This is a genomic window from Ruegeria sp. CDSA033 (genome assembly GCF_059612305.1).
Map to the genome: position 1 here is coordinate 549,818 of NZ_JBXWQI010000001.1, position 13,128 is coordinate 562,945.

12 protein-coding genes are annotated in these 13,128 nt (G+C 56.8%); 5 read left to right on the forward strand and 7 right to left on the reverse strand.

Annotation, left to right across the window (positions count from 1 at the left end; genetic code table 11):
- Positions 1–16 precede the first annotated feature (16 nt).
- From AC2FLA_RS02745 to AC2FLA_RS02755, 3 genes are read left to right on the forward strand one after another with little or no spacing between them, the layout of a single operon-like run.
- Complete coding sequence (locus tag AC2FLA_RS02745) at positions 17–814, forward strand: hypothetical protein (RefSeq protein WP_496720293.1); 798 nt, start codon at positions 17–19, stop codon at positions 812–814.
- On the forward strand, positions 814–1,209 hold the full coding sequence (locus AC2FLA_RS02750; protein WP_496720294.1) for a cell division protein ZapA: 396 nt from the start codon (positions 814–816) through the stop codon (positions 1,207–1,209). Before AC2FLA_RS02745 ends, AC2FLA_RS02750 begins: the two co-directional genes overlap by 1 nt.
- On the forward strand, positions 1,206–1,556 hold the full coding sequence (locus tag AC2FLA_RS02755; protein ID WP_109311584.1) for an MliC family protein: 351 nt from the start codon (positions 1,206–1,208) through the stop codon (positions 1,554–1,556). The genes AC2FLA_RS02750 and AC2FLA_RS02755 overlap by 4 nt, the downstream gene beginning before the upstream one ends.
- Here the strand turns inward: AC2FLA_RS02755 and grxD are convergent, their stop codons facing one another.
- From grxD to AC2FLA_RS02790, 7 genes are all read right to left on the reverse strand, one after another.
- Complete coding sequence (grxD, locus tag AC2FLA_RS02760; RefSeq protein ID WP_058277848.1) at positions 1,557–1,919, reverse strand: Grx4 family monothiol glutaredoxin; 363 nt, start codon at positions 1,917–1,919, stop codon at positions 1,557–1,559.
- Complete coding sequence (locus AC2FLA_RS02765) at positions 1,906–2,196, reverse strand: hypothetical protein (RefSeq protein ID WP_496720296.1); 291 nt, start codon at positions 2,194–2,196, stop codon at positions 1,906–1,908. Before AC2FLA_RS02765 ends, grxD begins: the two co-directional genes overlap by 14 nt.
- Entirely contained in the window at positions 2,193–2,435 is a 243-nt protein-coding gene (locus AC2FLA_RS02770) for a hypothetical protein (RefSeq protein WP_496720298.1), read from the reverse strand. The genes AC2FLA_RS02765 and AC2FLA_RS02770 overlap by 4 nt, the downstream gene beginning before the upstream one ends.
- A complete protein-coding gene (locus AC2FLA_RS02775; RefSeq protein WP_108858706.1) occupies positions 2,432–2,668 on the reverse strand; it encodes a BolA/IbaG family iron-sulfur metabolism protein in 237 nt (78 codons plus the stop codon). Before AC2FLA_RS02775 ends, AC2FLA_RS02770 begins: the two co-directional genes overlap by 4 nt.
- Before the next feature lie 136 nt (positions 2,669–2,804).
- The gene (gene purL / locus AC2FLA_RS02780) at positions 2,805–4,964 is read right to left on the reverse strand and encodes a phosphoribosylformylglycinamidine synthase subunit PurL (protein WP_496720300.1); all 2,160 of its coding nucleotides are present in this window, start codon (positions 4,962–4,964) and stop codon (positions 2,805–2,807) included.
- A gap of 177 nt (positions 4,965–5,141) precedes the next feature.
- Entirely contained in the window at positions 5,142–7,391 is a 2,250-nt protein-coding gene (locus AC2FLA_RS02785; RefSeq protein ID WP_496720302.1) for a mechanosensitive ion channel family protein, read from the reverse strand.
- Positions 7,392–7,667: 276 nt separating this feature from the next.
- Positions 7,668–8,573 carry a LysR family transcriptional regulator gene (locus AC2FLA_RS02790; protein ID WP_058271530.1) on the reverse strand — a complete coding sequence of 302 codons (906 nt, stop codon included), beginning with the start codon at positions 8,571–8,573 and terminating at the stop codon, positions 7,668–7,670.
- 171 nt (positions 8,574–8,744) lie between these two features.
- Here AC2FLA_RS02790 and AC2FLA_RS02795 point away from each other — a divergent pair, with 171 nt between their 5' ends.
- Both AC2FLA_RS02795 and AC2FLA_RS02800 read left to right on the forward strand, forming a co-directional pair.
- Complete coding sequence (locus tag AC2FLA_RS02795; protein WP_496720304.1) at positions 8,745–12,164, forward strand: indolepyruvate ferredoxin oxidoreductase family protein; 3,420 nt, start codon at positions 8,745–8,747, stop codon at positions 12,162–12,164.
- Between the two features lie 80 nt (positions 12,165–12,244).
- Complete coding sequence (locus AC2FLA_RS02800; RefSeq protein ID WP_496720306.1) at positions 12,245–13,123, forward strand: lysophospholipid acyltransferase family protein; 879 nt, start codon at positions 12,245–12,247, stop codon at positions 13,121–13,123.
- The last annotated feature ends 5 nt before the right edge of the window (positions 13,124–13,128 follow it).

Here is a 13,128-nt window from a genome sequence, read left to right on the forward strand (position 1 = left end):
AAGAGGTGGCAGGGGCATGAGCCAGATCGAAGAATTACAGCGCCGTATCGTTGCCGCGATGGAGAGGATCGGAACCGGGGTCGACGCCCTGCGTGACGCGACGCCTGCAAGTGGCGGTGACGACACCGCTTTGCACACGGCATTGGAAGACGAGCGCGTCGCCAATGCGCAGTTGGAAGAGCGGCTGAAATCCCTCAAGGAACGGCACGAGAAAGAAGTCGACGCGATGCGCGCCGACATGGATGCGCTGAAAGCAACGCCAGCCGAAGATCCTGAAAACGGCGCGTTGCGTCAGCAGCTATCAGAGGCCACTGCCAAATTGGCGGCGGTCGAAGCGGCCAGGGCCGAGTTGGCAGAGGCTAAAGCTGCTTTGGAAAACCAGGACGAACTGGTTGTTCTCAAGACAGAAAACGATGAACTTAAAGCGGTTGTGAGTAAAGCGCAGTCGCTTGAAGATGAGAACAAAAAGCTACGGTCCGAATTGGCCGACAGCGAGCGTGTCGCAGAGTTAAGCGCAGAGCTTGAGATGTTGCGTGCGGAACGTGCCAGCCACGGTGCGGCCATGTCACGCTTGGATGATGATCTTCAACGTATGCGCAAGGCGAACGAACAACTGCGCAACTCGGTAGATGAGTTGCGGGCGGCCAGCAAGGACGGTCTGGCCGATGCCGAGCTGTTGAACCGCGCCACCGTGGCCGAGCTTGAGGCGACGAAGGCTGCACAGGCGACGGACGCTGCCGAAGCTCAGGCTGTACTAGCCCGACTGGAACCGTTGCTGTCGCAGGCAAAGCTGGCTGAGGGAGAGGTAGAGTAATGCCCGAATTGACCATTCATATCGGTGGCCGCGGTTTTGACGTTTCGTGCCAGGACGGTGAAGAGCCATTTCTGCAATCTGCCGCGAAAATGTTGGATGACGAGGCGCAGGTTTTGTCTGATCAGATTGGTCGGATGCCCGAAGCACGCATGCTGTTGATGGCCGGGCTGATGCTGGCCGACAAGACCGCCGCGACAGATGACAAGCTCAAACGGGCAGAGGCCAAACTGGCCGAGGTTGAAGCCGAATTGCAAAGCCTGCGTAACCGGCCCGAGCCCGAGCCTGAAAGGATTGAAGTGGCGGTCGTCCCGCCGTCGGTCACGGACACACTGGCCGAACTGGCCGCACGCGCTGAGGCCTTGGCCACGGTGGTTGAGGAGAATACGGCGAAATGAATGCGTTGAAAACGGTAGCGTTGGCCGGATTGTTCGGTCTACCAGGGGGCTTGGCCTGGGCGGACATGGATATCCTGCCGGTTAGCTTCACCTGCCAGAATGGCATTGAGTTGCAGGTTGCGTATTTCAATGCGTCCGACGGCTCCGGTGCGGCGGCGATGATGGTAGACAACCAATTGGTTGCCCTGCAGCAAGTGCCCAGCGGATCAGGTATTCGCTATGAATCCAAAGGAGAGACCGGGTCGTATATCCTTCGGTCAAAAGGGTGGGATGCGACCGTCAGCTTTCTGGCGGCCAGTGGGGCCACCAGTGAGCAGGTTGTTCTGGAGAATTGCAGCAGTCGCTGATCAGGCGTTTGCTTCGCGAATTTTGTCAGCCGCTTCTTTGTTGAATTCGACACCATTTTCGTCAAACAGCGTGTCCAATTCGCCCGACAGGGTCATCTCTGTGATGATATCGCAACCGCCGACGAATTCACCTTTGACGTACAGCTGTGGCACGGTCGGCCAGTCAGAATAATCCTTGATGCCCTGACGAACGTCTTCGTTGGCCAGAACATTCACATCGGCATATTCAACGCCCATGTAGTTCAGCACGCCGGCCACGCGGGACGAGAAACCACATTGGGGCATCTCTTTGGTGCCTTTCATGTAGAGCACCACATCGTTGGCTTTGACTGTTTCGTCGATCTGAGTCTTAACGTCGGTCATCTTGCTTGTCCTTTTCACCCGCGTCGGGGGCGGTCGTTTCATTCTGGGACGGGTCGGGACCCCATCCTTCTTCCTCTAGTCGCCGATGCTCGGCCTTTGCCAGGGCCAGCGGATCCAGCCCGTATCTTTCAATGCCGCCGACCTTGCTGATCTTGTCCGGGTCCGGGCGCATGTCGGCCAGCTTACGCTTTCTGTTGCGCTTCACATAGGCTTCGATAAGCGCCGCGGCAACTATCAATGCTGCGATTGCTGATATCCAAACCAGCCATGTACTCATTTCTTCGGAGCCATGGCTTTAGCATATTCCTGAGGGTCTCTGGTGACCCGGGAAACTGTTACGTGCCCGCCACCGCCACCCAATACTGTTCCGTGGTCTATCAATTGATCACCCTGACCGGGTTCCACGCCTCGAATTTTATTGGAGCGCTCATTCTTCATAGCAGATCTGACTAAAATGACGCTGCCGACGACGGCGATCAGCCCACAAATGCCATAAATCCAAAAAGTTACACTCATTCAGGCACTTTTGTGGTCAACGCCAGCGCATGCAGCTCTCCGTCCGCGCCGTCCATCTTGCCCTTCAGGGCCGAATAGACTGCGCGCTGCTGTTGCACCCGGTTTTTCCCGCGAAAGCTTTCGTCGACGACCATAGCGGACATATGCACGCCATCACTGCCGCCAACCTGAATTTCCGCATCCGGAAAGGTTTCGCGCAGTAGGGCTTCGATTTCGTGGGCGCTCATCGGCATGTAGGTTTCTCCTGAAGGTCTTTCTCAAGATGTAGAGCGCCCAGACGGGGCGTGCAAGGGGAGGATAGAGGCCCTGAAACAACAAAACCTGCGCCGGGACAGGCGCAGGTTTCATGTTGCAAAGATTGCTTAGGTATTAGGCGACGGCCTCAGCAAAGCTGGTGCGGAACGTGGTGGCCAAATCCTCTAACGCGGCCTCAGAGCTGCCAACCCGAATGCTGTCGCCAGTGAACCGACCTACGGACACTAGAGGGACGCCTGCCTGACCAGCAGCGATCATCAGCGCCTCGGCCTGATCAAAGTTGCACGCAACCAGATAACGGGCCTGATCTTCGCCGAACAGGAACTCGGTCGAGGCTTCATCGAGGTGAACGCCGACGCCTGCGGATTCCGCCAGCTCAAAGGCTGCCAGCGCCAGACCACCGTCACCCAGATCGGTGCAGGCCTTGATCATCTCACGGTTGGCGCGGATAAATTCGCCGTTACGCTTTTCAGCATCCAGATCGACATGCGGCGCGTCGCCGTCTTCGCGGTTGAACACTTCGGCCAGCAGGGCGGATTGGCCAAGGTGGCCATAGGTTTCGCCGATCACCAGCGCAACATGGCCCTCTCGAACCTCATTGCCGATGATCTCGTCTGTGTGGTTCAGCAAGCCTACTGCGCCAATGGTCGGGGTCGGCAAGATCGCCTGACCATCGGTTTCGTTATACAACGAGACGTTGCCCGAAACGATCGGCATATCCAGCGCGGCTACGGCTTCGCCGATGCCTTGGATCGCGCCGACGAACTGGCCCATGATCTCGGGCTTTTCCGGGTTGCCGAAGTTCAGGTTATCGGTGGTCGCCAATGGGTTGGCCCCAACAGCGGTCAGGTTGCGGTAGGCCTCGGCCACAGCCTGCTTGCCGCCCTCAACTGGGTTGGCGCGGACATAGCGCGGGGTTACGTCGCTGGTGAAGGCAAGCGCCTTGTCAGTGCCGTGCACGCGGACCATGCCTGCGCCCAGACCCGGCGTGCGAGCGGTGTCGGCCATGACCATGGTGTCGTACTGCTCATAAACCCACTGTTTGCCTGCATAGTTCGGCGAAGCGAGCAGGGCGCGCAGACCGTCGATCGGGTCAATTTGCGGGACTTCGGCCAGCTCTTCGGCTTCCGGCGTCGGCTCCCACGGGCGGTCGTATTCAGGCGCCGTCGAGGACAGCTTGGACAGGACCAGATCAGCTTTGACCTCGCCGTTGTGGAGAATCAGGAAGCGGTCTTCGGCAATGGTTTCGCCGACGATTGCGAAATCCAGGTCCCATTTTTCGAACACGGCGCGGGCTTCGGCTTCAAGCTCGGGCTTCAATACCATCAGCATGCGTTCTTGCGATTCAGACAGCATCATCTCATAGGCTGTCATATCTTCTTCGCGCTGGGGAACGTTCTCCAGATCCAGACGCACACCCAGACCGCCCTTGTCGCCCATTTCAACGGCAGAACAAGTCAGCCCCGCTGCACCCATATCCTGGATCGAAATCACGGCACCGGTCTGCATCAGCTCCAGCGTCGCCTCCATCAGGCGCTTCTCGGTGAACGGATCGCCGACCTGAACAGTGGGGCGCTTTTCTTCGATTGTGTCGTCGAACTCGGCCGAGGCCATGGTGGCGCCGCCAACGCCGTCACGTCCGGTTTTTGCACCCAGATACACAACGGGCATACCGACGCCAGAGGCCGCCGAATAGAAAATCTTGTCGCTGTCGGCCAGACCGGCGGCAAAGGCGTTCACAAGGCAGTTGCCGTTATACGCTGGGTGGAAACGGACTTCACCGCCAACGCATGGAACTCCGAAACAGTTACCGTAGCCACCGATGCCTTCGACCACACCGTTGACCAGCTGGCGGGTCTTGTGGTGGCCGGGCTCGCCAAATGACAGCGCGTTCATCGATGCGATCGGGCGCGCACCCATGGTGAAGACGTCGCGTAGAATGCCGCCAACACCTGTGGCCGCACCTTGATAGGGTTCGATATAAGAGGGATGGTTGTGGCTTTCCATCTTGAATACCACCGCCTGACCGTCGCCGATATCCACAACGCCGGCGTTTTCACCTGGCCCGCAGATCACCTGAGGCCCAGAGGTGGGCAGGGTGCGCAGCCATTTCTTGGACGATTTGTAGGAACAGTGTTCGTTCCACATGGCCGAAAAGATGCCGAGTTCGGTAAAAGTCGGCTCGCGCCCGATGATCCCGAGGATCATATCGTATTCGTCGGGTTTCAGCCCGTGTGCGGCAATCAGATCCGGGGTGATGGCGGGCTCTTGCATCGTGTGTCCTTGTCCAAGTTGGCCGGGATTGCGGGCCTTTTAGGGCAAGGTGCCGCTTGTGGAAAGGGTCAAGTCAGCGCAGGCCAATTGTGAAAGTAAAAAACGGAACCGGCGATTGGGCCGGTTCCGTCTGTTGTTTGGACCTTGCGGATGTCATCAGCGGATGATCCGATGTCGTTAAGCTGGGTTCTGCGCCTTTCTGGACGCATCCGCAGCCGCAGCGCCAACTGCTGCTTTTTGTTCTTCGGTCAGGTTTTCAGCTTCGTCCAGTCCCGGGATAGCGACGCGAACTTCGCGACGGGCAAAGTCGATGCCGTTTTCCTTAAAGGCAGCCTTAACCCGGTTGAAGATCTCTTTGCGCAGGGTGAACTGCTTGCCCGGTTTGGCCATGAACTTGCCGCGGATGATCATGCCGACATCGTCAAAGTCGAACACGCCCTGAGATTTGAAGGGCTGCAAGAAGCCGTCCTTGTGAACTTCGTCCTCCATCATCTCGGCACCGATCTTCTTGAAGATTTTCTTCACCTTGTTCGGGTCTGTATCGAAGGGAACGGTGAATTTCAGCTTCATGATGACCCAGTCGCGGCTGAAGTTGGTGATCTTCTGAATCTCACCATATGGGATGGTATGAACCAGGCCGCGGTGGTGGCGCAGTTGCATGGAGCGGATCGAGATCTTTTCTACCGTTCCCATGGTGCCGCCGATATCGACATATTCACCAACCCGGAACGCATCGTCGATTAGGAAGAAGATCCCGCCGACAATGTCCGAAACCAGCTTTTGCGCACCAAAGCCGATGGCCAGGCCAAGAATACCGGCACCAGCCAGAAGCGGCGTGATATCCAGACCCAGCGCGCCAAGCGCGAGCAGGACAAAGATAACCGCAATCGCGACCTGAGCGGTCACGCGCAGCAGGGGCAGAACCGTCGCCAGACGTGATCCGCCAGAACCGCCGCCTTCGCCTGCTTCCTGATCGGGGCTTTCTTCAGCCGCAGTTTGTTCCTTGGCCAGCCGCCGGTTGATCCACAGCGAAACGACTTCGTTCAGGATGTAGCCAACAGCAATGATGATGAAGAACTGTATTAGCTTGCTGCCAGACTCATCTCCGCCGCCCGCGATTTCACTGAGGTCGAGATCCCAAGCCCGGGCGATCATCAGGATGACAAGAATACCAGCCAATACCCTACCGATGCGAATATAGCTGCGTTTGGTAGACTTGTATGCGCGCTCGGCCACCGGCCCTCCGCCCAGCATCGGTGGTTGCAGATGGCGAACTAGCCCACGTATCAGCGTATCCAAGGCAGGTGCGATCAGCAGCCAAGCCATGGTGGTGAAATGCGCCCCCTTGACCAGCAGCGCCAAGGACGAAGGATTGCGTTGCGCTACGATAAACTCGACAAGCAGCCAGATTACCGCCGACACGCCGATTGCGAAGTAGGGGTAGTAGTGGGCGACTTCCTCATCAAATTTGGAGTGATCAGGGTCGGTACCCAACATCATCTGAGACAGACCTTCGCGCGCGGTCCAGGCGATGACGCCGATATAGATATGGATCGCTGCGTTCAGCCAGAAACCAATGCGTGTTTCGCCGCCGGTAATGCCGTTCAGCCTGTTGAAATGAAGCAGGAACAGCGTGAAACCGACCAAAATAAGCAGACCGATCAGGTTGCGGTGCAGGTATTTCGCCCAGTGATCATCGATGTTCACCAGCCGGTAGTGTGGTTTGCTTGGTGCAAGTACGAACCGCGAGGCCGCTGCGCCCAAACGTGGAATCCAAATCAGGTAGAAAACGAAGGGTGCCGCGTAGGTGATTTGTTCCGGAGTCAGAAGCCCACGCCCGACCGCGCGGATTACGACATAGAACACGACCAATCCTGCGATCTCGCGGCAAAAACGGCGAAACAGGTACCTGACGGCGCCCCAAAGGTCATTTTCATCCCCAACTTCAGCATGTTCGTGCCACCGCCGAGTAAAGAATTCGAACAGCTTTTCCGCGAGGAAGCCGACGACAAGTACACTGAGGATCAGGCCCAGCAGGGTAAACGCGCCGGTTGTACCAAAGGTTGCCGAAAAGTTTTTGAAAGCGTCGGCTTGCGCACTGAAGATGTTCGGGACCGTGACGATAACCTGAGTCCACGACGCCACCATTTCGGCCCAGATCTCATTGATTTCCGTGATTGGGTCTTCGCGTTCTTCCGCTTCGGCGGCGTTTTTTTCCGCGACCGTGTCCAGACGCTCCAACAAGATCGCGCGGACCTGGTCGTCGGACATACGTGCGACCATGTCATCGACTTGTTCGGGCGTCAGATCCTCGGGAATTGTGACGGTAGTCGGTGCACTAGGGGTACTAGTGACCTGGGCAAGTGCTGGCCCAGATAATAGCGCAATGGAGAAGAACGCCATTAACAGGCGAGTGAGGTGAAACATCGAATCTGTCCTCGACCATAAGTCTTGATGATTTTTTCGTGATCATAGGCTTAAGTGCAGGATTTTCCCAGATGTTTCACCCATTCAGATATGAAATTAGTGTTGCAGGCAAAAAAAAGGCCGAGCACTAAGCTCGGCCGTAGTCCAACAGGGAGGTGAAGATGATGAGCGTTACAGCATCACCGCCTTCGATTGCTCATTTAGGGGGCGGTTTGTGTACTATCAAGGTTTTATAGACTGATCGCAGATCATTGCCGCTATGCTACTGGTGCATAGCTACAGTTTTCCCATCTGCTTCAACTGTTTGCGCTGCGCAATGATCTCATCCTGAACAAAGTCGCGGAACGCCGCAACGCGCTTGGAGTGGCGCAGTTCCTCGGGGTAGGCGAGATAAACCGGGACATCGGCGGTTTCGATATCTGACAGGATCGATTGCAGATGCGGAAAGTCATGGGTCACGTAATCCGGCAACACACCGATGCCGAGGTTGTGCAAAACACCCTGTAAAACGCCAAAATAGTTGTTCACCGTCAACAGCGAGGTCGGATTGTAGGTCATCAGGTGTCGGACCATCATCGCGCTTGCGCCGACCTGCGGGGCCGAGGGTGTCTGGCAGATCAACCTGTGTTTCGAGATGTCTTCGGGACTTTCCGGGCTGCCGCGTTCTTCCAGGTATTCCGGCGTAGCATAAAGCTGCATCTGCACGGTCATCAGGCGTTTTCGAACCAGATCGGCCTGGCTGGGCTCCTTCATGCGGATGGCTACATCGGCCTCGCGCATCGGCAGGTCGAGAACACGCTCCTCCAGCATCAGGTCGATGTTCAGATCGGGGTATTGCTCGTATAGTTTTGGGAGGCGTGGCGCCAGCCACAGTGTACCGAAGCCAAACGTGGTTGTGACGCGCAGAACTCCGAACACTTCTTCTTCGCTGTCGCGAATGCGGGCAGCGGCGGCATCCAGACGTTTTGACATGGCCGAAGTTGCGTCGAACAACAACTCACCCTGTTCAGTGAGAATCAGGCCGCGGGCGTGACGGTGAAAAAGTGTCGAATCAAGCGACTCTTCAAGCGCGCGGATCTGCCGGCTGACCGCGGATTGGGACAGATTCAGCTTGTCCCCCGCATGAGTCAGGCTGCCCGCATCCGCAACCGCGTGAAATATCCTTAACTTGTCCCAATCCATCGCCGCAACTTTCGTTATCCTTCCGAAGCCCTATATGAAATAGGTAACAAGTTCTACATTCAAACTGTTGAAACGTTACAATAACAGACTGGTAGGTCCTATACAGGTCAGCTTTTTTGACCTAAAATGCGTATGAATGAAGCACACTGATCTGACGAGGGGAGGCGTCCGATGAGTCAGCCACAAATATCGCTAAACGACCGGTTCGATCTTGAGAAAAACCCTGTTCTTTTGAACGGCACACAGGCGCTGGTGCGTCTTATGCTAATGCAGAAGGCACGGGACAATGAGGCGGGCCTGAATACTGCGGGTCTTGTGACCGGATACCGCGGCTCGCCCCTTGGGGCTGTAGATCAACAGATGATGCGAGCCCAGAAACATCTGGCTGAAAGCGATGTGACCTTTCAGTTCGGGCTGAACGAAGATCTGGCGGCCACGGCATTGTGGGGCAGTCAGCAGGCCGGCCTGCGCGGCGACGGCAAGTTCGACGGAGTCTTTGGACTTTGGTACGGCAAGGGGCCGGGCGTGGACCGTTCCGGCGACGTGATGCGCCACGCGAACATGGCTGGGACCGCCAAACATGGCGGCGTTCTGATGGCAATGGGCGATGACCATACCGGCGAAAGCTCGACCGTTTTGCATCAATCTGAATGGTCTTTGGTCGACATGTATATGCCCGTGGTCAGCCCCGCTGGTGTGCAGGAAATCTTGGACTATGGCATCTACGGGTTCGCACTCAGCCGGTTTGCGGGTGTCTGGGTCGGCCTGAAGACGATGAAAGACACGATCGAGGTTACTTCGGTCGTGGATGGCAGCCCGGATCGCATGAATGTGGTGGTTCCCGAATTCGACATGCCTGAAGGCGGTTTGAGCATTCGGTTGGGTGATACACCGCACCTGCAGGAAGCACGGGTCATCGACTATAAGCGGTTCGCGGCCGAGACGTTCTCGCGTGCCAACAAGATGGACAAGCGCGTATGGGGCAAGCCGGCTGCGAAAATCGGGTTTGTAGCGGCCGGCAAGAACTGGCTGGACCTGACGCACGCCATGTCACTGCTGAATATCGATGAGGCCGAGGCCGAGCGCCTGGGCATTACGACTTACAAGATTGGTCAGACATTCCCGCTGGATATGGCGGGTTTCCACGACTGGGCCGAAGGTTTGGACCTGATTGTAATCGTTGAAGAAAAACGAAAGCTGATCGAAGTTCAGGTCAAAGAGGCCATCTTTGACGACCGCCGCGGACGTCGCGTCTACGGCTGGTACAAGGGCGGGGCCGGGACCTTGCATCGTGAAGAACTGTTCCCGACACGCGGCGCACTGGACCCAATCATGATCGCCGAAAAGCTGGGCGATATTCTGATCGAGGAAGGGCGCGATACAGACGGGGTGCGCGCCGGGATGGCTAAGCTATCCGAGGCGCGCCGGGCGGATAATGCAGAAGAGATTGCAACGCGTTTACCGTATTTCTGTTCAGGCTGCCCGCATAACAGTTCGACCAAACTGCCCGAGGGCAGCCGGGCCTATGCCGGGATCGGCTGTCACTACATGGTGCAGTGGATGGATCGGGAAACCACCGGGTTCACCCAGATGGGCGGAGAGGGTGCGAACTGGATCGGCGAAGCGCCGTTCTCGACGACCGATCACGTGTTTCAGAACCTGGGCGACGGGACATACAACCACTCGGGCGTTCAATCGATCCGGGCGGCGCTGTCGGCAGGCACCAACATCACCTTCAAAATCCTGTTCAATGATGCCGTCGCCATGACGGGCGGGCAGGACAACGAAGGCGATCTGAGCGCAGAGCGGATCGTGGCCGAGGTCAAGGCCATGGGCGTTCAGCACGTGGCGGTGGTCTACGACGAAAAAGAAGATGTGAACTTCAAGGCGATGCCGTCTGGCGTGGAAACCTTTGAACGCGCCGAACTGATGAACGTGCAGAAGAAATTCCGCGAGATCGAAGGTGTATCGGTCATCGTCTATGTTCAGACCTGTGCGGCAGAAAAGCGTCGTCGTCGCAAACGGGGCACTTTCCCAGACCCGGACAAGCGCGTGTTCATCAACTCGGACATCTGCGAAGGATGCGGTGATTGCGGTGTTCAGTCGAACTGTGTCTCGATTGTTCCGAAAGAGACCGAATTGGGGCGCAAGCGCGCTATCGACCAGTCCAGCTGCAACAAGGATTTCTCTTGCCTGAAAGGGTTTTGCCCGTCTTTCGTGACGTTGGAGGGGGCCAAGATCCGGAAGGAGGCCACGACCGAGATCGATTTGCCGGACTTGCCGATGCCCGTTCTGCCGACGATCAGCGGTACACATAACGTGGTCATTACCGGTATTGGCGGGACCGGAGTGGTCACTCTGGGCGCTGTGATGGCGCAAGCGGCTCAGATCGACGGCAAGGGCGCCGGTATGATGGAGATGGCGGGTCTGGCCCAAAAGGGTGGCGCGGTGCACATCCACTGCCGTCTGGCCAACCGACCCGAAGATATCAGCGCCATTCGTGTGGCTACCGGCGAGGCGCATGCGCTGATCGGGGGCGACCTTGTTGTGTCCGCTGGGGCCAAAACCCTGGGTCTGACCCGCACGGGTCAAACCGGTGCCGTGGTTAACAGCCATGAAACCGTGACGGGCGACTTTACCCGCGACACAAACTTTCAGATCCCCGGCGATCGACTAGAACTTGCGCTGCAGGCACGGTTGAAAGAGGGCCTGTCGTTATTTGACGCCACTGATCTGGCGCGCGCGGTTATGGGCGACTCGATCTATTCGAACATGATGGTCTTGGGAGCGGCCTGGCAACGTGGTCTGCTACCGATCAGCCATGAAGCGATGTTACAGGCGATCGAGTTGAACGGGACCGCGGTTGAGCGCAACAAGCGCGCCTTTGATATCGGCCGTTGGGCCGTTCTGCATCCGCAGGACGTCACCGCGATTTTGAGCCATCAAGTGACCGAGCTGCCAAAAACTTTGGAACAGCTGATTGATTTCCGTGCGCAGCACCTGACCGACTACCAAGGCGCCCGTCTGGCAAAACGTTATCGTAAGTTTGTCGATAGCTTCGAGGATGAATCCATCAAAGAGGCCGTCGCAAAAGGGTATCATAAGCTATTGTCCTACAAGGACGAATACGAAGTTGCGCGTCTGTTGCTGCGCAGTCGGGAACAGGCTGCGGCCGAGTTTGACGGCGACTTCAAGATGACCCTGCACCTTGCGCCACCAATTCTGGGCGGAACCGACGCCGATGGCAGGCCGCGCAAACGCGCCTTCGGTGAATGGATGTTGGGTCCGCTAAAGCTCTTGACCAAACTGAAAAGCCTGCGTGGTACTCCTCTGGACATCTTCGGCTACAGCACCGAGCGACGGATGGAGCGCGCCTTGATCCGGCAATATGAACACGATCTCAAAGAGATAACGCCCTTGGTTACACCAGAAACTCACGATGCGGTTGTTGCTTTGGCCAAGTTGCCACTAGAGATAAAGGGTTTTGGCCCGGTTCTACTTGAAAATGAGGCTAAGGCCGCAAAAAGGCGCGAAGAACTGTTGGCGGCCATTCGAAATGGCGGTCCAGAAATGCAAGCGGCGGCCGAATAATCCGTCACAAGCCTGTCACGATAGCTAGGCAAAATTGTTACTTGCCATTATCTAGCGGATGCCAAGTACCGGAGTCTGAAATGCCCTCGCGCCGCCATGTTGCTCGTGACATCTCTTATGCCTATTCCGCTGAAACTAAAAGCGGACGTATGGTCATCAAGTTGATGGAGAACACAACTGGTCGTATGCGCCTTATCAAGCGTGCCGATGGCTATGAAAAGGAGGTGGCCGAGGGGCGCGATTTCTGGTCGGTCATGGTTGAGAGGTACGGGCTTACGCTGGATGTGGTTGGCGGATCGTTGTCGAACATCCCCCGAACCGGGCCGCTAATCCTGATTGCCAATCATCCCTATGGCATTTTGGACGGAATGATGATGGGTCACATTTTGTCCGAAACGCGCGGCGATTTTCGCATTCTGGCAAACCATGTGTTTCGCAAGGCTGAAGACTTGGACAACATTGTCTTGCCGATATCGTTTGAAGAAACGAAAGAGGCGATGAAGCAGAATATTGAAACGCGCAAAACCGCGCTGGACTACCTCGGTGATGGCGGTGCCATAGGGATTTTTCCGGGTGGCACGGTCAGCACTGGCCTAAAACCGTTCTCTCATCCGATGGATCCGGGCTGGCGCGGGTTTACCGCGAGAATGGTGGCCAAATCTAACGCGACTGTCGTGCCAGTTTTCTTTGACGGTCACACCTCGCGCCTGTTCCAGGTTGCCAGCCATCTGCACAACACTTTGCGCATGGGATTGCTGATCAAAGAGTTCAAGAAACGCGTCGATACACCGGTTAAAGTGGTCATCGGAGAGCCGATTTCCCGCGACGTTTTGGACCCGTTAGCCACCGACAAACGCAAGATGATGGATTTCTTGCGCAAAGCCACGTATGAGCTGTCCCCAAAGCCGCTGAAGTCCTATGACTACGGCTATGAATTTGAGGAACGGCATCGCGCCTAAAGGGG

Coding starts and splice junctions, on each gene's coding strand:
- AC2FLA_RS02795 (WP_496720304.1), top strand. CDS start 8,745: ATGAGTCAGCCACAAATATCGCTAAACGACCGGTTCGATCTTGAGAAA.
- AC2FLA_RS02770 (WP_496720298.1), bottom strand. CDS start 2,435: ATGAGTGTAACTTTTTGGATTTATGGCATTTGTGGGCTGATCGCCGTC.
- grxD (WP_058277848.1), bottom strand. CDS start 1,919: ATGACCGACGTTAAGACTCAGATCGACGAAACAGTCAAAGCCAACGAT.
- AC2FLA_RS02785 (WP_496720302.1), bottom strand. CDS start 7,391: ATGTTTCACCTCACTCGCCTGTTAATGGCGTTCTTCTCCATTGCGCTA.
- AC2FLA_RS02800 (WP_496720306.1), top strand. CDS start 12,245: ATGCCCTCGCGCCGCCATGTTGCTCGTGACATCTCTTATGCCTATTCC.
- AC2FLA_RS02790 (WP_058271530.1), bottom strand. CDS start 8,573: ATGGATTGGGACAAGTTAAGGATATTTCACGCGGTTGCGGATGCGGGC.
- AC2FLA_RS02750 (WP_496720294.1), top strand. CDS start 814: ATGCCCGAATTGACCATTCATATCGGTGGCCGCGGTTTTGACGTTTCG.
- AC2FLA_RS02765 (WP_496720296.1), bottom strand. CDS start 2,196: ATGAGTACATGGCTGGTTTGGATATCAGCAATCGCAGCATTGATAGTT.
- AC2FLA_RS02745 (WP_496720293.1), top strand. CDS start 17: ATGAGCCAGATCGAAGAATTACAGCGCCGTATCGTTGCCGCGATGGAG.
- AC2FLA_RS02755 (WP_109311584.1), top strand. CDS start 1,206: ATGAATGCGTTGAAAACGGTAGCGTTGGCCGGATTGTTCGGTCTACCA.
- AC2FLA_RS02775 (WP_108858706.1), bottom strand. CDS start 2,668: ATGCCGATGAGCGCCCACGAAATCGAAGCCCTACTGCGCGAAACCTTT.
- purL (WP_496720300.1), bottom strand. CDS start 4,964: ATGCAAGAGCCCGCCATCACCCCGGATCTGATTGCCGCACACGGGCTG.